The 16813-nt window shown below is 55.9% G+C and carries 19 protein-coding genes; 13 read left to right on the top strand and 6 right to left on the bottom strand.

Going from position 1 to position 16813, the window contains the following annotated elements:
• Positions 1–7: 7 nt before the first annotated feature.
• Positions 8–286 carry a barstar family protein gene (locus RTX96_RS08080; protein ID WP_103821385.1) on the top strand — a complete coding sequence of 93 codons (279 nt, stop codon included), beginning with the start codon at positions 8–10 and terminating at the stop codon, positions 284–286.
• Positions 287–356: 70 nt separating this feature from the next.
• On the opposite strand, the gene yhcN is transcribed toward RTX96_RS08080, so the two are convergent.
• Positions 357–620 (bottom strand): peroxide/acid stress response protein YhcN, encoded by a 264-nt coding sequence (yhcN, locus tag RTX96_RS08075; RefSeq protein WP_103821384.1) that lies wholly within the window; start codon positions 618–620, stop codon positions 357–359.
• Positions 621–997: 377 nt separating this feature from the next.
• The gene (argR, locus tag RTX96_RS08070) at positions 998–1468 is read right to left on the bottom strand and encodes a transcriptional regulator ArgR (RefSeq protein WP_103821383.1); all 471 of its coding nucleotides are present in this window, start codon (positions 1466–1468) and stop codon (positions 998–1000) included.
• A 423-nt stretch (positions 1469–1891) separates the two neighbouring features.
• On the opposite strand from argR, the gene mdh reads away from it, so the two are divergent.
• Complete coding sequence (mdh, locus tag RTX96_RS08065; RefSeq protein ID WP_103821382.1) at positions 1892–2830, top strand: malate dehydrogenase; 939 nt, start codon at positions 1892–1894, stop codon at positions 2828–2830.
• 110 nt (positions 2831–2940) lie between these two features.
• On the opposite strand, the gene degS is transcribed toward mdh, so the two are convergent.
• The 3 genes from degS to zapG form a co-directional block, all read right to left on the bottom strand.
• Positions 2941–4008 (bottom strand): outer membrane-stress sensor serine endopeptidase DegS, encoded by a 1068-nt coding sequence (degS, locus tag RTX96_RS08060; protein ID WP_103821381.1) that lies wholly within the window; start codon positions 4006–4008, stop codon positions 2941–2943.
• An 88-nt stretch (positions 4009–4096) separates the two neighbouring features.
• The gene (degQ, locus tag RTX96_RS08055; protein WP_103821419.1) at positions 4097–5467 is read right to left on the bottom strand and encodes a serine endoprotease DegQ; all 1371 of its coding nucleotides are present in this window, start codon (positions 5465–5467) and stop codon (positions 4097–4099) included.
• A 167-nt stretch (positions 5468–5634) separates the two neighbouring features.
• A complete protein-coding gene (gene zapG, locus RTX96_RS08050; protein WP_103821380.1) occupies positions 5635–6033 on the bottom strand; it encodes a Z-ring associated protein ZapG in 399 nt (132 codons plus the stop codon).
• A gap of 193 nt (positions 6034–6226) precedes the next feature.
• Here zapG and zapE point away from each other — a divergent pair, with 193 nt between their 5' ends.
• From zapE to nanQ, 11 genes are all read left to right on the top strand, one after another.
• Positions 6227–7354, top strand: coding sequence for a cell division protein ZapE (zapE, locus tag RTX96_RS08045; protein WP_103821379.1), 1128 nt, complete (start codon positions 6227–6229; stop codon positions 7352–7354).
• A gap of 226 nt (positions 7355–7580) precedes the next feature.
• Positions 7581–8009 carry a 50S ribosomal protein L13 gene (rplM, locus tag RTX96_RS08040; RefSeq protein WP_024551131.1) on the top strand — a complete coding sequence of 143 codons (429 nt, stop codon included), beginning with the start codon at positions 7581–7583 and terminating at the stop codon, positions 8007–8009.
• Between the two features lie 14 nt (positions 8010–8023).
• The gene (rpsI, locus tag RTX96_RS08035) at positions 8024–8416 is read left to right on the top strand and encodes a 30S ribosomal protein S9 (RefSeq protein ID WP_003025138.1); all 393 of its coding nucleotides are present in this window, start codon (positions 8024–8026) and stop codon (positions 8414–8416) included.
• A 312-nt stretch (positions 8417–8728) separates the two neighbouring features.
• On the top strand, positions 8729–9367 hold the full coding sequence (gene sspA / locus RTX96_RS08030; RefSeq protein ID WP_103821378.1) for a stringent starvation protein SspA: 639 nt from the start codon (positions 8729–8731) through the stop codon (positions 9365–9367).
• 5 nt (positions 9368–9372) lie between these two features.
• Complete coding sequence (sspB, locus tag RTX96_RS08025) at positions 9373–9873, top strand: ClpXP protease specificity-enhancing factor (RefSeq protein WP_312670682.1); 501 nt, start codon at positions 9373–9375, stop codon at positions 9871–9873.
• A 103-nt stretch (positions 9874–9976) separates the two neighbouring features.
• On the top strand, positions 9977–10759 hold the full coding sequence (gene nanR, locus RTX96_RS08020; RefSeq protein WP_312268662.1) for a transcriptional regulator NanR: 783 nt from the start codon (positions 9977–9979) through the stop codon (positions 10757–10759).
• Positions 10760–10881: 122 nt separating this feature from the next.
• A complete protein-coding gene (gene nanA / locus RTX96_RS08015; RefSeq protein WP_312670681.1) occupies positions 10882–11775 on the top strand; it encodes an N-acetylneuraminate lyase in 894 nt (297 codons plus the stop codon).
• A 64-nt stretch (positions 11776–11839) separates the two neighbouring features.
• Positions 11840–13330 (top strand): MFS transporter, encoded by a 1491-nt coding sequence (locus RTX96_RS08010; RefSeq protein WP_312670680.1) that lies wholly within the window; start codon positions 11840–11842, stop codon positions 13328–13330.
• Between the two features lie 4 nt (positions 13331–13334).
• Positions 13335–14024, top strand: coding sequence for an N-acetylmannosamine-6-phosphate 2-epimerase (locus tag RTX96_RS08005; RefSeq protein WP_312670679.1), 690 nt, complete (start codon positions 13335–13337; stop codon positions 14022–14024).
• Entirely contained in the window at positions 14021–14890 is an 870-nt protein-coding gene (nanK, locus tag RTX96_RS08000; protein WP_312670678.1) for an N-acetylmannosamine kinase, read from the top strand. The genes RTX96_RS08005 and nanK overlap by 4 nt, the downstream gene beginning before the upstream one ends.
• Positions 14887–15354 (top strand): N-acetylneuraminate anomerase, encoded by a 468-nt coding sequence (nanQ, locus tag RTX96_RS07995; RefSeq protein WP_312670677.1) that lies wholly within the window; start codon positions 14887–14889, stop codon positions 15352–15354. The genes nanK and nanQ overlap by 4 nt, the downstream gene beginning before the upstream one ends.
• A gap of 37 nt (positions 15355–15391) precedes the next feature.
• Here the strand turns inward: nanQ and RTX96_RS07990 are convergent, their stop codons facing one another.
• The gene (locus RTX96_RS07990) at positions 15392–16810 is read right to left on the bottom strand and encodes a glutamate synthase small subunit (RefSeq protein WP_103821370.1); all 1419 of its coding nucleotides are present in this window, start codon (positions 16808–16810) and stop codon (positions 15392–15394) included.
• Between the last annotated feature and the right edge of the window lie 3 nt (positions 16811–16813).

Here is a 16813-nt window from a genome sequence, read left to right as displayed (position 1 = left end):
GCGAATAATGAATATTTACACGTTTGATTTCGACGAAATTGACGATCAGAATGCTTTTTATCGCGAATTTTGCCGTACTTTTACTATTGATCGGAACAAGGTGAATAATCTGGACTCTCTGTGGGAGGCGGTAACCGGTGAGGATAGCGCTTTGCCAATGCCGCTTGAGATCGAGTTTGTCCATCTACATGAAAAGCAACGCCGTCGTTTTGGCGCGTTGATCCTACTCTTTGACGAGGCTGAAGAGGAGTTGGGGGGCATGCTGCGGTTTAACGTGCGCGCCTGAGGGCAAGCCGCAGGCATAAAAAAGCCCCCGACAGGCGGGGGCAAGGTCGTAGGAGACTACGACGAGGGATTTATTTGTAGAGTTCTGCAGTCGCGTGCCAGTGGTCACCGGTACGTGCTTCGATAATACGGTAAGAGGATGCGCCCTTGGCTTCGGCTTTATCGTTCAGCGCATCACGGATATCCATCGGTGAGGAGCTTACTGCGCCAACGGAAACCGTACCGATTGCCTGGCGGCCCTGTGCCTGATCGGCGCTAATAGAGTCGGCAGCAAAAGCACCGAAAGAGAGGGCGGAAAGGATACTGAGAGCGGCTACAGTTGTTTTGATTTTCATGATTTCTACCTCATCGGATTCTTATTTACTGGGGTCTTTTTCGTGACCCTCATCACAAAATCAAGTATACACTAATCACCGCAAAAATTAATACCATGCTAATGGTTTCACAGGTTATTACGTCACATAAATTTAACTTCTTATAACGCAACAGAATAAAAAAAGGGTTTTAAGAGACGCATGTACTACCTATCTCTAAGAAAATCATATGGATATGAAATTTTAGCTTTTTGTGCGATCGATCAGGGTAGATCCGCTGGGTGACAGAGGAATGACAGGTAATCGCACATTCTGTTAAAGGAATGGGCAGTGAATTATGGGGATAATCAAGCAAACAGAGAGAGATTCCCCTCGACAAGCTGCGAGGGGAGAGAGGATTACAGCTCCTGCTCGAACAGTACCAGGATGGCGTCGTAGAGATCCTTCACGGTAAAGCCGCTGGCAGGGGTAGTAAAGATAGTATCGTCCCCAGCGATGGTACCAAGAATACCTTCGGATTTTCCTAACGAGTCCAGCAGGCGCGCGATCAGCTGCGCGGCACCGGGGCTGGTATGGATAACCACCACCGCATCGTTATAGTCGATGTCCAGCACCAGATTTTTCAGCGGACTGGAGGTCGTCGGTACACCAAGCTCTGCAGGCAGGCAGTAGACCATCTCCATTTTGGCGTTGCGCGTACGCACCGCGCCGAACTTTGTCAGCATCCGGGAGACCTTGGATTGATTAATGTTATCAAACCCTTGCTCCTGAAGAGCGAGCACGATCTCACCCTGGGAACTGAACTTCTCTTCTTTAAGCAGCGCTTTGAACGCCTTAACTAATTCTTCTTGTTTTGCCGAGCTTCGCATAAGTCACCCGTAGAATGGCGATTGAAACAACATTATTATGCATAAAAATGAATTTTTATGCAAATAGTCTGCCATTATTAAGGCTGAAATAATGTTATGAAAGCCGCGGATTTTATCAAAATAACTTATCGAGAAACATGCCTGTGTCACGAGTCACAAATAAGATTAAAAGTAAAATAAATGTTATTAAAGTGCTGTTGTTTTGCTAGCTTTACAGGGTGTATTGTACCGCCTGCGGGGATATGCCTGGCGTTATGAAGGAAATTTTCATGCTGCCGAAAAGGGCAACAGAAAGTGGATGATGCTAAAAGCGAGTTGAAGCGCGTTTTTTCTGCAGGAAGAACGGTATCATTTACCCCATGTTGTCATGTCCTTAGCAACGGAGTAACGGTATATTTCGCTAACCATAATAAGGAGTTTAGGATGAAAGTTGCAGTCCTCGGCGCGGCCGGCGGTATTGGCCAGGCGCTAGCCCTACTTCTCAAGACCCAACTGCCTTCAGGTTCAGAACTCTCTCTGTACGATATTGCGCCTGTTACCCCGGGCGTGGCGGTTGATCTGAGTCATATCCCTACAGCAGTAAAAATAGCGGGCTTTGCCGGCGAAGATGCGACCCCAGCGCTGGAAGGTGCGGACGTGGTCCTGATCTCCGCAGGCGTCGCGCGTAAGCCGGGAATGGATCGCTCCGATCTCTTTAACGTCAACGCCGGGATTGTTAAAAACCTGGTGAATCAGGTAGCGAAGACCTGTCCGCAGGCGTGCATCGGTATCATCACTAACCCGGTCAATACTACCGTCGCTATCGCCGCTGAAGTGCTGAAAAAAGCGGGCGTCTATGACAAGAACAAGCTGTTCGGCGTCACCACGCTGGACATTATCCGCTCCAACACCTTTGTGGCCGAGCTGAAAGGCAAACAGCCCTCTGACGTTGAAGTGCCGGTTATTGGCGGCCACTCTGGCGTCACTATTCTGCCGCTGCTGTCGCAGATCCCAGGCGTCAGCTTCTCCGAACAAGAAGTTGCCGATCTCACCAAACGTATCCAGAACGCGGGCACGGAAGTGGTCGAAGCGAAAGCCGGTGGCGGGTCTGCAACCCTGTCTATGGGCCAGGCGGCGGCGCGCTTTGGTCTTTCGCTGGTGCGCGCCCTGCAGGGTGAGCAGGGCATCGTTGAGTGCGCCTACGTCGAGGGCGATGGCGAGCATGCTCGCTTCTTCTCTCAGCCGCTGCTGCTGGGTAAAAACGGCGTCGCGGAGCGCAAGCCTATCGGCACGCTCAGCGCTTTCGAACAGCAGGCAATGGAAGGGATGCTGGAGACGTTGAAAAAAGATATCCAGCTCGGCGAAGAGTTTGTGAACAAGTAATACAGAACCGTGGTTTCCGTAGGCCGGGTAAAGCTGTAAGCCGCCACCCGGCGTTACCGCAATGCCCGGTGGCGCTATGCTTACCGGGCCTACGGAATGACAACACTACGCTAGTTGGTAGCCGGGTACTCCTGAATCGTCACGTGCAGCAGCAGCTTTTTATCCTCACGCATCACCTCGACCGGGATCTCTGAACCTGGACGGATCTCCGCGACCTGATCCATCGTCTCCAGCGCCGAAATAGCTGGCTTGCCATTCACCGAAACAATGACATCGTTGACCTGAATACCTGCACGCGCCGCCGGGCCGTCCGGTGCCACTTCGTTCACCACGATCCCCTGGATCTGATCGATCCCACCGCCCTGGATATGCAGAGGCGCGATCTCTCTGCCGCCGATACCGATATAGCCACGGATCACGCGTCCGTCGCGGATCAGCTTATCCATAATTTTAGTGGCCAGCTGGAAGGGGATAGCGAAGCCGATCCCCTCCGGCGTTTCGCCATCGTTACTCTTATCAAACGAGAGGGTATTGATCCCCATCAGCTCGCCCAGAGAGTTAACCAGCGCACCGCCGGAGTTACCGTGGTTAATGGAGGCGTCGGTCTGCAAAAAGTTCTGCCGCCCGGATGGGTTCAGGCCGATACGACCGGTTGCGCTGATGATCCCCTGGGTGATGGTCTGGCCGAGGTTGTAGGGGTTACCAATCGCCATGACCACGTCGCCGATGTGCGGCGTACGCTGGCGGTTGATAGGGATCACCGGCAGGCCGCCGGTGGCGTTGACCTTCAGCACGGCCAGGTCCGTGAGGCTATCGGAGCCGACCAGCAGCGCCTCAAACACGCGACCGTCCTGCAGGGCGACGATGATCTGATCCGCATCGTTAATCACGTGCTTGTTGGTAATGATGTACCCGCGCTGGTCCATAATCACCCCGGAGCCCAGGGTGCGGATCTCCAGCTGATTATTCGTCGAGCTGGCCGCGCTGCGGTTATAGACGTTTACCACCGCGGGCGCAGCGCGGCGCACCGCCTGGTTATAGCTCACCGGTGTTTCATCGGTGCTGTCAAACTGTGGGGTGGAGGAGGCGCTCAGCTGACGTAGCGAGGGCAGGGCAGCCAGCAGCAGGCTACCTACAATGAGGCCAATGGCGACAGATCGTAATAGCTTCACTAACATGATGCAGACGTCGTTAAAGAGGGTGCGGGCAGCATAGCACGACTTATCCGGACATCACACAGAGTCGATGATGTCCGGCAGCCTGGGATTAACGCAATAATAAATAGAGCGTATCATTGCCGCGCACAACATGCAGCGCAATGATATTCGGCTTGGTCTCCAGCACCTTGCGCATCTCGGCGATAGAGTGCACCCGCTCGCGGTTGACGCCGATAATCACGTCATCTTTATGCAGTCCTGCCTGGGCGGCGGGGCTGTCCTTTGCGACTTCCTCAATCGTGATACCTTTAGCACCATCCTTCAGCTGCCCATCGGCCAGGCTTGCGCCCTGTAACGCCGGAGAGAGGCTCTCTGCGCTGGCGGAGGAGGCGGTGCTTTTATCCAGCGTCACTTCCACTTCCTGGCCTTTGCCATCGCGCAGCAGGCCAAGCTTCACCTTGGTGCCGGGCGCGGTAGTGGCAATGCGCGAGCGCAGTTCGGCAAAGCTGTTCAGCGGCTTGCCGTTCAGGCTGACGATCACATCGCCCGATTTAATTCCTGCTTTGGCTGAGCCAGAGCCTGGCAGCACTTCGCTCACGAAGGCCCCGCGCTGCACGTTGAGGTTAAACGCCTTGGCGATATCGGCGCTCATCTCCATGCCTTTGATACCCAGCAGGCCACGCTGGATCTCCCCGGACTGAATCAGCTGCTGGGCGAGGGTTTGCGCCATGTTGCTGGGGATAGCAAAGCCGATACCGATGCTGCCGCCGGTCGGGGCCAGAATCGCGGTGTTGATACCGATCAGCTCGCCGTTAAGGTTCAGAAGCGCCCCGCCGGAGTTGCCGCGGTTAATAGAGGCGTCGGTCTGGATAAAGTTTTCCAGCCCCTCAAGGTTCAGCCCGCTGCGTCCGAGCGCCGAGATAATCCCTGAGGTAGCGGTCTGGCCGAGGCCGAACGGGTTACCCACCGCAACGGCAAAATCACCGACCCGTAGCTTATCGGAGTCGGCAACGGCTATTTGCGTCAGTCCAGTGGCGTTCTGCAGCTGTAGCAGGGCGATATCGCTCTGGTCATCGCCGCCAATCAGCTTGGCTTCAAACTCACGGCCATCGTTAAGCTGGACGTTAATCTTCTGCGCCTGGTTAATGACGTGGTTATTGGTCAGCACATAGCCTTTTGCAGCATCGATGATCACGCCGGAGCCGAGCCCTTCAAACGGCTGGGCCTGCCCATCAGGCAGCTCGTCGCCGAAATATTTCTTTAGCTCTTCAGGGATTTTCTGCTCGGGAGCCACCGCTGTGCCCTCTACCTGTACGCTCACCACCGCAGGCAATACTTTCTCCAGCATCGGTGCAAGGCTGGGCAGCGCTGGCTGACCGGGGATCTGTGCGGGCAGCGAAGCCGCCGCCGGGAACGGTGCCGAGAGAGATAATCCGACACTTAACGCTAATGCACTCAACAGCGGGTTTCTTTTCTTCATTGTGCAAGCTCTCGTGACCTGAAGTGTAAGGAAAAAAATGCCCCAAAACGGATCGATGTTATTGAATTTTCAACCGGGTAACAATGCGGTTAATGATTAAATAATAGCTGGGATGGAGAAAGAAGAGGCGGGCGTAGCCTGTACGCCCGAAAAAAAGCAGGTTCGGATCAGTCGCGTTTCGGCGCACCGCGCAGCAGGCCTGATGCGCTGTCGGAGTAGTCACGCGGCATCTGGACCGGTGCCTGATCGTTACCGGCCTCGGACTCGGCAAGGCGATTGCGGAACGGATTGTCCTCAGCAGACATCTCCGGCAGCAGCTGGCTGGAGCTTTTCGCCATGTGCTGATAAAGCTGGCGATAGTCGTGGGCCATATTATCAAGCAGCTCTGCGCTGCGGGCAAAGTGGCCGGTAAGCTCTTCGCGATACTCTTCCAGCTCGGCTTTGTTCTTCTCTAGCTCATACTGTAAGGCCTGCTGCTGGCGCAGTTTGCGGTTTCCAAAGCGCATGCCCACAGCACCAATGATGATGCCGACGACTAATCCAATTAGCGCATATTCCCAGGTCATGAACATCTCCCGTTGTGTTGTAGGTCCGTAGGGTGTAGGCGGCGAGGCTCCTTGCCTGTGCCTCATTATGCCACTATAACCGCTAAATCCGTATAAGTGGAATCCTGGCACAGCATCGCGTAGTGTAGAACGGCCTTTTTTTCACCAGCCAGGACCTGCGGCATATTAATTATCAAGGAATAACAATAGCATCATGCAGAGCCTTACCCCCACATTGCGATATCAACTGGCCCTAAAAGAGGGGAGCCATCAGCCTGACGACGTCCAGCGCGAAGCCGTTAACCGACTGGAAACGATCTACCAGCAGCTAACGAACCGTACGGAGACGCCCGCTTCCGGCGGTGGATTGCGCGCCGCGTTTGGCAAGCTGCTGGGCAAGCGCGAGACGCCTGCTGCTGCGCCGGTGCGCGGCCTGTACATGTGGGGCGGCGTGGGGCGGGGGAAAACCTGGCTAATGGATCTCTTCTACCATAGTCTGCCGGGCACGCGTAAACAGCGACTGCACTTTCACCGCTTTATGCTGCGAGTGCACGAGGAGCTGACGCAGTTACAGGGGCAGAGCGATCCGCTGGAGATTGTCGCCGACCGCTTTAAAGCCGAGACCGACGTGCTCTGCTTTGATGAGTTTTTTGTTTCGGATATCACCGACGCCATGCTGCTGGGCGGCCTGATGCAGGCGCTGTTTGCCCGCGGTATTACGCTGGTGGCCACGTCGAATATCCCGCCGGAGAATCTCTATCGCAACGGCCTGCAGCGCGCACGTTTCCTGCCGGCTATTGAGGCCATTAAACAGCACTGCGACGTGATGAACGTTGACGCCGGGATCGATTACCGCCTGCGCACCCTGACCCAGGCGCACCTCTGGCTGTCGCCGCTGAATGCCGAGACGGCGCAGCAGATGGAGACGCTGTGGCAGGCGCTGGCCGGGACGAAGCGGGAGAATCACCCGCAGCTGGAGATCAACCACCGTCCGCTGCCGACGCTGGGAGTAGAGAACCAGACGCTCGCGGTCTCCTTCACCACTCTGTGCGTGGATGCCCGCAGTCAGCATGACTACATCGCCCTCTCGCAGCTGTTCCATACCGTGCTGCTGTTTGATGTCCCGGTGATGACCCCGCTGATGGAGAGCGAAGCCCGGCGCTTTATCGCGCTGGTAGATGAGTTTTATGAGCGTCACGTTAAGCTGGTGGTCAGCGCCGATGCGACGCTGCATGAGATCTACCGGGGTGAGCGACTGAAGTTTGAGTTCCAGCGCTGCCTGTCGCGTTTGCAGGAGATGCAGAGCGAGGACTATTTAGCCCGCGAGCACCTGGCCGGATAATGGCGAAAATCGCTTCATGAAGTATAAAAAGGGGTCGATCTTTGACCCTGACTTCTCTATAATCTTGCGACCCCACGTTACGAGAAGGTTTTTTTCCCAAAACTTTCTATGTGCTGGCATTTGCTATTCGAAGGGGTAGGTTTGCCGGACTTTGTCGTGTGAGCCTCAACTGACTAAACGTTTGGGTGTTCACCAACGTGTAACTTATTACTTGGGTAAGCTTTTAATGAAAACTTTTACAGCTAAACCAGAAACCGTAAAACGCGACTGGTATGTTGTTGACGCGACCGGTAAAACTCTGGGCCGTCTGGCTACCGAACTGGCTCGTCGCCTGCGCGGTAAGCACAAAGCGGAATACACTCCGCACGTAGATACCGGTGATTACATCATCGTTCTGAACGCTGACAAAGTTGCCGTAACCGGTAACAAGCGTACTGACAAAGTGTACTATCACCACACTGGCCACATCGGTGGTATCAAACAAGCGACCTTTGAAGAGATGATTGCCCGCCGTCCTGAGCGTGTGATTGAAATCGCGGTTAAAGGCATGCTGCCAAAAGGCCCGCTGGGTCGTGCTATGTACCGTAAACTGAAAGTTTACGCGGGTAACGAGCACAACCACGCGGCACAGCAACCGCAAGTTCTGGACATCTAATCGGGATTATGGCAATGGCTGAAAATCAATACTACGGCACTGGTCGCCGCAAAAGTTCTGCAGCTCGCGTTTTCATCAAACCGGGCAGCGGTAAAATCGTTATCAACCAACGTTCTCTGGAACAGTACTTCGGTCGTGAAACTGCCCGCATGGTAGTTCGTCAGCCGCTGGAACTGGTCGACATGGTTGAGAAACTGGATCTGTACATCACTGTTAAAGGTGGTGGTATCTCTGGTCAGGCTGGTGCGATCCGTCACGGTATCACCCGCGCTCTGATGGAGTACGATGAGTCCCTGCGTGGCGAACTGCGTAAAGCTGGCTTCGTTACCCGTGATGCTCGTCAGGTTGAACGTAAGAAAGTCGGTCTGCGTAAAGCACGTCGTCGTCCGCAGTTCTCCAAACGTTAATTTGTCTCTGCTTACGCAGAACGAATGGCGCAAAAACCCGGTTTATGCCGGGTTTTTTTATGGACAAAAAACAAGATATCCACAGTAATCATTGATTTTTTCCTGATTTGCAGCATTTCCAGAATCCCCTCACCACAAAGCCCGCAAAATCTGGTAAACTATCATCCAATTTTCTGCCCAAATGCCGGGGATTGCTCATTTTTTGCTGCTTTTTGCACAAATGCGTCTCTTCGGGTGGATGGGTGACCTTACATCTGGCTAGTCACTGTGTGGCTCGCAGCAGTAATATTCTGAATATACCTGGAGGTTTTCATGGCTGTCGCTGCCAACAAACGTTCGGTAATGACGCTGTTTTCTGGTCCTACTGACATCTATAGCCACCAAGTCCGCATCGTGCTGGCCGAAAAAGGTGTTAGTTTCGAAATCGAACACGTGGAAAAGGATAATCCGCCTCAGGATCTGATTGACCTCAACCCCAATCAAAGCGTACCGACGCTGGTGGATCGCGAGCTGACCCTGTGGGAGTCTCGCATCATTATGGAGTACCTGGACGAGCGCTTCCCGCATCCGCCGCTGATGCCGGTCTATCCGGTTGCGCGTGGTGAGAGCCGTCTTTACATGCAACGCATTGAAAAAGACTGGTACACGCTGATGAACGTTATCGTCAACAGCGCCGGTGCTCAGGCGGATGCCGCCCGTAAGCAGCTGCGTGAAGAGCTGCTGGGTATCGCCCCGGTCTTTACCCAGAAACCTTACTTCCTGAGCGATGAGTTCAGCCTGGTAGACTGCTACCTGGCACCGCTGCTGTGGCGTTTACCGCAGCTGGGCATTGAGCTGAGCGGTACCGGTTCAAAAGAGCTTAAGGGCTACATGACCCGCGTTTTCGAACGCGACTCCTTCCTCGCTTCTCTGACAGAAGCCGAACGCGAAATGCGCCTCGGCCGGGGTTAATACGCATGGATTTGTCACAGCTCACTCCACGCCGTCCGTATCTGCTGCGCGCATTCTATGAATGGCTGCTGGATAACCAGCTCACGCCGCACCTGGTGGTAGACGTGACCTTGCCTGGCGTACGTGTGCCGATGGAGTATGCCCGCGATGGGCAGATCGTTCTCAACATCGCCCCGCGTGCGGTAGGTAACCTTGAGCTGGCGAACGACGAAGTGCGTTTCAACGCGCGCTTCGGCGGCGTGCCGCGCCAGGTTTACGTGCCGCTTGCTGCCGTGCTGGCTATCTACGCCCGCGAAAACGGCGCAGGTACCATGTTCGAGCCAGAGGCGGCCTACGATGGCGAAGCGGTTACCGTCAACGACGATGACGAAACGGCAACGGCTGAAAGCGAAACCGTGATGTCGGTGATCGACGGCGACAAGCCCGACCACGTTAATGACGACAACGAGCCCGATAACGATCCGCCGCCGCGCGGCGGTCGTCCGGCGCTGCGCGTCGTGAAGTAATCTCACAGGCCCCTCGGGGCCTGTTTTGCTTTCTGCCCCTTTTCGCCACCTCTGACATCCTGTGTTATGATGAATTGTTTTCCTCTTCCGGCACCGGACTGCTATGAAACCAATTGATCTTCAAGCTGAAAACTCAACGGAAATGCCTGGCCGCACGCTGCGACGCCGTCCGCTTGCGCGCAAAAAGCTCTCTGATATGGTGGAAGAAGAGCTGGAGCAAATGATCCGTCGCAAGGAATTTGCTCAGGGAGAGCAGCTGCCCTCCGAGCGAGAATTAATGGAGTTTTTCAACGTCGGCCGTCCCTCTGTACGCGAAGCGCTGGCGGCGCTGAAGCGTAAGGGGCTGGTACAGATAAACAACGGCGAACGCGCGCGCGTCTCCATGCCGTCTGCCGATACCATCATTAGCGAACTCTCCGGTATGGCGAAAGATTTTCTGACCCAGCCCGGCGGTATCGCCCATTTTGAGCAGCTGCGCTTGTTCTTTGAGTCCAGCCTCGTGCGCTATGCTGCGGAGTATGCCAGCGATGAACAGATCGAACGGCTGACAAAAGCGCTGGAGATAAACAGTCAGTCGCTTGATGACAATGCCCTGTTTATTCGATCCGATGTCGATTTCCACCGGGTATTGGCAGAGATCCCCGGCAACCCGATCTTTATGGCGATCCACGTTGCATTGCTCGACTGGCTGATTGCCGCGCGCCCTAAAGTACCGGATCCTGAGCTCTATCAGCACAATGAGATCAGCTATCGGCAACATATTGCGATTGTAGAGGCGATCCGCCGCCGCGATCCTGATGAGGCCGATCGCGCCCTGCAAACTCACCTCAATAGCGTTTCTGCGACCTGGCATGCTTTCGGCCAGAGTGCCAAAGCCAAAAAATAACCCTCCTTTAGTGAAGCAGATCGCAATATAAAGGTTCTGTATGGGATCGCTGCTTAAACGATCTGGTATAACAGGTATAAAGGTATATCGTTTAAACAGGCCCATTATCAATTGAGGTAGCTATGACAATGCAATTACGTGGCGTAATGGCCGCACTTCTGACGCCGTTCAACAGCCAGCAGATGCTGGATCAAGAGAGCCTGCGCCGTCTGGTTCAGTTCAATATTCAGCAAGGTATTGACGGTCTTTATGTCGGCGGCTCGACGGGGGAGGCCTTTGTACAAAGCCTTGCCGAGCGTGAGCAGGTGATGGAGATCGTGGCTGACGAGGCGAAGGGAAAAATAACGTTAATTGCGCACGTGGGCTGTGTCAGTACCGCAGAAAGCCAGCGGCTAGCGACCGCTGCCGCCCGCGTTGGTTTTGACGCCGTGTCCGCGGTCACACCGTTTTACTATCCCTTCAGCTTTGAAGAACATTGCGATCATTACCGTGCAATTATCGATTCTGCCGAGGGTTTACCGATGGTGGTGTACAACATCCCGGCACTGAGCGGCGTCAAATTGACGCTTGATCAGATCGATACGCTGGTTACCCTGCCGGGCGTTGCTGCGCTAAAACAAACGTCTGGCGATCTCTTCCAGATGGAGCAGATCCGCCGTTCGCATCCGGATCTGGTGCTCTACAACGGTTACGACGAGATCTTTGCCTCTGGCCTTTTGGCAGGCGCAGACGGTGGGATCGGCAGTACCTACAACATCATGGCCTGGCGCTATCAGGCGATTGCAAAAGCGGTACGCGAAGGGGATAACGCCACCGCGCAACGCCTGCAAAGCGAATGTAACAGGGTCATCGACCTGTTAATAAAAGTGGGTGTCTTCCGGGGCCTGAAAACGGTTCTGCACTATATGGACGTGGTCGCTGTGCCGCTGTGCCGCAAGCCGTTTGCCCCGGTGGATGAACACTATCTGCCGGAGCTGGAAGCGCTGGCGCAACAGCTAATGGCTGAGAAGGCGTAATGCGTACCCGGTGGCGCATAACGCCAGCGGGTAAAAATCACTGACCGAGCATCGGGAGAGTTAAATGAGTATTTCTACCCAAAGCATCCCGTGGTACCGCCATCTTAGCCGCCCTCAGTGGCGCGCCTTCTCCGCTGCCTGGCTGGGATATCTGCTTGATGGCTTCGATTTTGTGTTGATTGCATTAGTTCTGACAGAAGTAAAAAGTGAATTTGGCCTGACGACGGTAGAGGCGGCCAGCCTGATTTCGGCGGCCTTTATCTCGCGCTGGTTCGGTGGGTTGCTGCTGGGAGCAATGGGCGATCGCTACGGGCGTAAGCTGGCGATGATCACCAGCATCGTCCTTTTCTCGTGTGGCACGCTGGCCTGCGGTTTCGCGCCGGGCTATGTCACCCTGTTTATTGCCAGGATGGTTATCGGGGTAGGAATGGCGGGCGAGTATGGCTCCAGCGCAACCTATGTCATTGAAAGCTGGCCGAAACACCTGCGCAATAAGGCGAGCGGTTTTCTTATCTCTGGTTTCTCCGTCGGTGCCGTGGTGGCCGCTCAGGTGTATAGCCTCGTCGTGCCCGTATGGGGCTGGCGCGCGCTGTTCTTCCTGGGCATCTTGCCCATCGTATTTGCCCTTTGGCTGCGTAAAAACATCCCTGAAGCGGAAGACTGGAAAGCGAAACACGAAGGCAAAGCGCCGACGCAAACAATGGTCGATATCCTCTATCGTGGGAAATACCGTGCGATCAATATTGTGATGACCCTGTTTGCTGGCACGGCGCTGTGGTTCTGCTTTGCCGGTGAGCTGAACAACGCGGGGCTGGTGGTTATTCTCGGCTTGCTGTGCGCCATTATATTTATCAGTTTTATGGTGCAAAGCAGCGGCAAACGCTGGCCCACGGGCGTTACGCTCATGGTGGTGGTGCTGTTTGCCTTTCTCTACTCATGGCCCATTCAGGCGCTATTACCTACCTATCTTAAAACCGAACTGGCGTATGACCCATCAACGGTAGCGCAGGTGCTGTTCTTTAGCGGATTCGGTGCGGCCGTAGGCTGCTGCACGGGGGGCTTCCTCGGAGACTGGCTGGGCACGCGTAAAGCTTACGTCTGCAGTCTGCTGGCCTCGCAGCTGCTGATTATCCCCGTCTTTGCGATCGGGGGCGCAAATCTCTGGGTGTTGGCCTTGCTACTCTTTTTCCAGCAGATGCTGGGGCAGGGGATCTCAGGAATACTTCCCAAACTTATCGGCGGCTATTTTGATACCGACCAGCGTGCTGCCGGACTGGGCTTTACCTACAACGTGGGGGCTCTGGGTGGGGCCATCGCGCCGGTGGTTGGGGCGTTGCTGGCGCAGAATATGGAGCTCGGCACGGCATTGGGTTCGCTCTCCTTTGGCCTGACGTTTGTGGTGATCCTGCTCATCGGTCTGGATATGCCTTCCCGTGTACAGCGCTGGATCAGACCGGAAGCCCTGCGAACACATGATGCCATAGACGGCAAACCGCTGAGTGGCGCAATGCCTTTCAGCGCCAGTAAAAGTAGCCTGATCAAACACAAAGGATAACGTGATGTCATTAATTGAAACGCTAAGCCAAAAGAGCGCGGCACTGGGCGGATTGATTGTCTCCTGCCAGCCGGTGCCGGGGAGCCCGCTGGACAGGCCAGACATTGTCGCGGCAATGGCGCAGGCGGCAGAGCAGGCTGATGCCGTGGCGGTACGCATTGAGGGTATTGAGAATCTACGTGCCGCACGTCCACTACTTTCGGTTCCTGTTATTGGCATTATTAAGCGCGATCTGCCTGATTCGCCGGTGCGTATTACCCCCTTTCTTGAGGATGTGGATGCGCTGGTGCAGGCGGGGGCCGACATTATTGCCTTTGATGGCACCGATCGCGTTCGGCCAACAACGCGTGAAGCCATTGTGGAGCGGATCCACCATCACCAACGGCTGGCTATGGCGGACTGTGCTTCCCTTGAGGATGGGCGCTACTGTCAGCGGCTCGGGGCGGAGCTGATAGGCTCTACGCTCTCAGGTTACCTGACGCCAGATACGCCCAACGATCCCGACCTGGCGCTGGTGCGTGCGTTAAGCGATGCGGGGTGCCGCGTCATTGCCGAGGGCCGGTACAACTCACCGGCGCTGGCGGCGCAGGCGATGCAACACGGAGCATGGGCCGTCACCGTTGGCTCAGCAATCACCCGGCTGGAGCATGTCTGCCAGTGGTTTAATGACGCCATGCGTGAGGCGGTGAAATGACGACATTGGCCATTGATATCGGCGGTACGAAGCTGGCTGCGGCCCTGGTGGAGGGCCAAACCATCACGGCACGCAGGGAGTGTGCCACGCCAGCCAGCCAGACGTCGCAGGCACTCCAGGAGGCTCTGCATTCGCTGGTTGTGCCATTCATGGCGCAGGCAGAGCGGGTGGCGGTAGCCTCGACGGGGATCATTCATAGTGGCGTCCTGACAGCCATCAATCCATCCAACCTGGGCGGGCTGGCGCAGTTTCCGCTCGTTGGGTTTCTCTCGGCGATAACGGATTTACCCGTAATGGCAATCAATGATGCTCAGGCTGCGGCCTGGGCGGAGTTTTGTGCCTTGCCTGGCGATGACGATATGGTGTTCCTGACGGTCTCCACCGGCGTGGGGGGCGGAGTGGTTCTCAACGGACAATTACTTATGGGAAGCGGTGGGCTGGCCGGGCACCTGGGCCATACGCTGGCCGATCCTGCCGGTCCCTATTGCGGCTGCGGGCGGCGAGGCTGCGTTGAGGCCATTGCATCGGGGCGCGGCATTGCCGCTTTGGCAAGAGATGAGCTGGCCGGGCTGGATGCCAAAGCGATATTCATGCATGCAGCACAGGGCGCTCCCCAGGCGCGCAAGCTAGTGGCAAATTCTGCACGCACGCTGGCACGCCTTATCGCTGACGTGAAGGCCATCACCGACTGTCAGGTGGTGGTTGTGGGGGGCAGCGTTGGGCTGGCTGAGGGCTATTTAGCGCAGGTTGCAGATTTTCTGGCGCAGGAGCCCGCTGTTTATCAGGTCTCCCTTCGGGCAGCACACTACCGTCATGACGCCGGGCTATTGGGCGCGGCGCTGTTAGCACAAGGAGAGCAGGTATGATATTGGGAGAGGTGCAGTCGCTGAAATCCTCAGGCCTACCCGCCATATTGATCAACGCGTTAACGCTGGCACTCACCGCCAGTCCGCAGGAGAAACCTCCCGGGCACTACATCCTACAGGACGATGATATCTTCATGAATGTTATGCAGTTTGCTACCCAGGAGCCCGTCACGAAGCGGGCTGAACTGCATGAGCAGTATATAGATATCCAGCTGCTTCTGGCTGGAGAAGAACGCATTCTGTTTGGTACTGCGGGCTCAGCGCGTGAGTGCGAGGAGAAGCATATCCCCGAGGACTATCAGCTGTGCAGCCAGATTGCGGGAGAGCAGTCGGTGGTATTGAGTCCCGGGATGTTTGCGGTATTTATGCCTGGCGAGCCACATAAGCCGGGCTGTGTGATTGAGTCGACGCGCGATATTAAGAAAGTGGTTGTGAAGGTTCGTGCCAGTCTGTTAGAGGCATAAAAAAAGCCGGATGGCATTTGCCCATCCGGCTCGTTGTTTACACTTCGAGGTAATTCATGATGCCGTCGGCGGCTTTACGCCCTTCAGCAATCGCCGTCACCACCAGGTCCGAGCCGCGTACGATGTCACCACCGGCGAAGATTTTCGGGTTGCTGGTCTGGAAGGCGTTTTCGTTGCCTTCCGGGGCGATGATGCGGCCCTGGGCGTCCAGCTCAACGCTGTGCTGCGCCAGCCAGGACATGCTGTGCGGACGGAAACCAAACGCCATCACCACTGCATCGGCCGGTACCACGTGCTCGGAGCCAGCGACGATCTCAGCCCGGCGGCGACCGTGCGCATCCGGTGCGCCCATTTCGGTACGCGCCATCTTCACGCCGCTCACCTTGCCGTTAGCGTTCACTTCAATACCCAGCGGCTGAACGTTGAACTGGAACTCCACGCCCTCTTCACGCGCGTTTTTCACTTCGCGGCGGGAGCCTGGCATGTTCTCTTCGTCACGGCGATAGGCACAGGTCACGTGGGTGGCACCCTGGCGAATAGAGGTGCGTACGCAGTCCATCGCGGTATCACCGCCGCCCAGCACCACCACGCGCTTGCCTTCCATGCTGACGAAAGGCTCTTCTGCGGTCTCACCGAAGCCCATGATCTGCTTGGTGTTAGCGATCAGGAACGGCAGGGCGTCAAACACGCCAGAGGCATCTTCGTTCTCCAGACCGCCGCGCATGGACTGATAGGTGCCCACGCCGAGGAACACCGCATCGTAATCTTTCAGCAGCTCTTCAAGCTGCACGTCGCGGCCCACTTCGACGTTGAGTTTGAACTCAATGCCCATGCCGGTGAAGATCTCCCGGCGGCGGGTCATCACCTCTTTCTCCAGCTTGAAGGCCGGAATACCAAAGGTCAGCAGGCCGCCAATCTCCGGATGGCGATCGAATACTACCGCCTTTACGCCGTTGCGGGTCAGCACGTCGGCGCACGCCAGGCCTGCCGGGCCCGCGCCGATAATGGCGACGCGCTTGTCGGTCTGCTTCACGCCGGTCAGGTCCGGACGCCAGCCCATCTCGAACGCTTTATCGTTGATATAGCGCTCAATGTTGCCGATGGTCACCGCGCCGAACTCGTCGTTCAGGGTGCAGGATCCTTCGCAAAGGCGATCCTGCGGACAGACCCGACCGCACACTTCCGGCAGGGTGTTGGTCTGGTGCGACAGCTCGGCGGCTTCAAAAATACGCCCCTCGTTGGCCAGCTTCAGCCAGTTCGGGATGTAGTTATGCACCGGGCACTTCCATTCACAGTACGGGTTGCCGCAGGAGAGGCAGCGATCTGCCTGCGCTTTGGCCTGGCCCTCTGAGAACGGCTCATAGATCTCAACAAATTCGATTTTACGGATCTTCAGCGCTTTCTTAGGCGGATCCACGCGCTGTAAGTCAATAAACTGGTACACGTTTTGGCTCATTGC

Source organism: Pseudescherichia sp., assembly GCF_032052675.1.
In the GTDB taxonomy this organism is placed as follows: Bacteria; Pseudomonadota; Gammaproteobacteria; order Enterobacterales; family Enterobacteriaceae; genus Pseudescherichia.
This window is presented reverse-complemented; position numbering and strand designations above follow the sequence as displayed.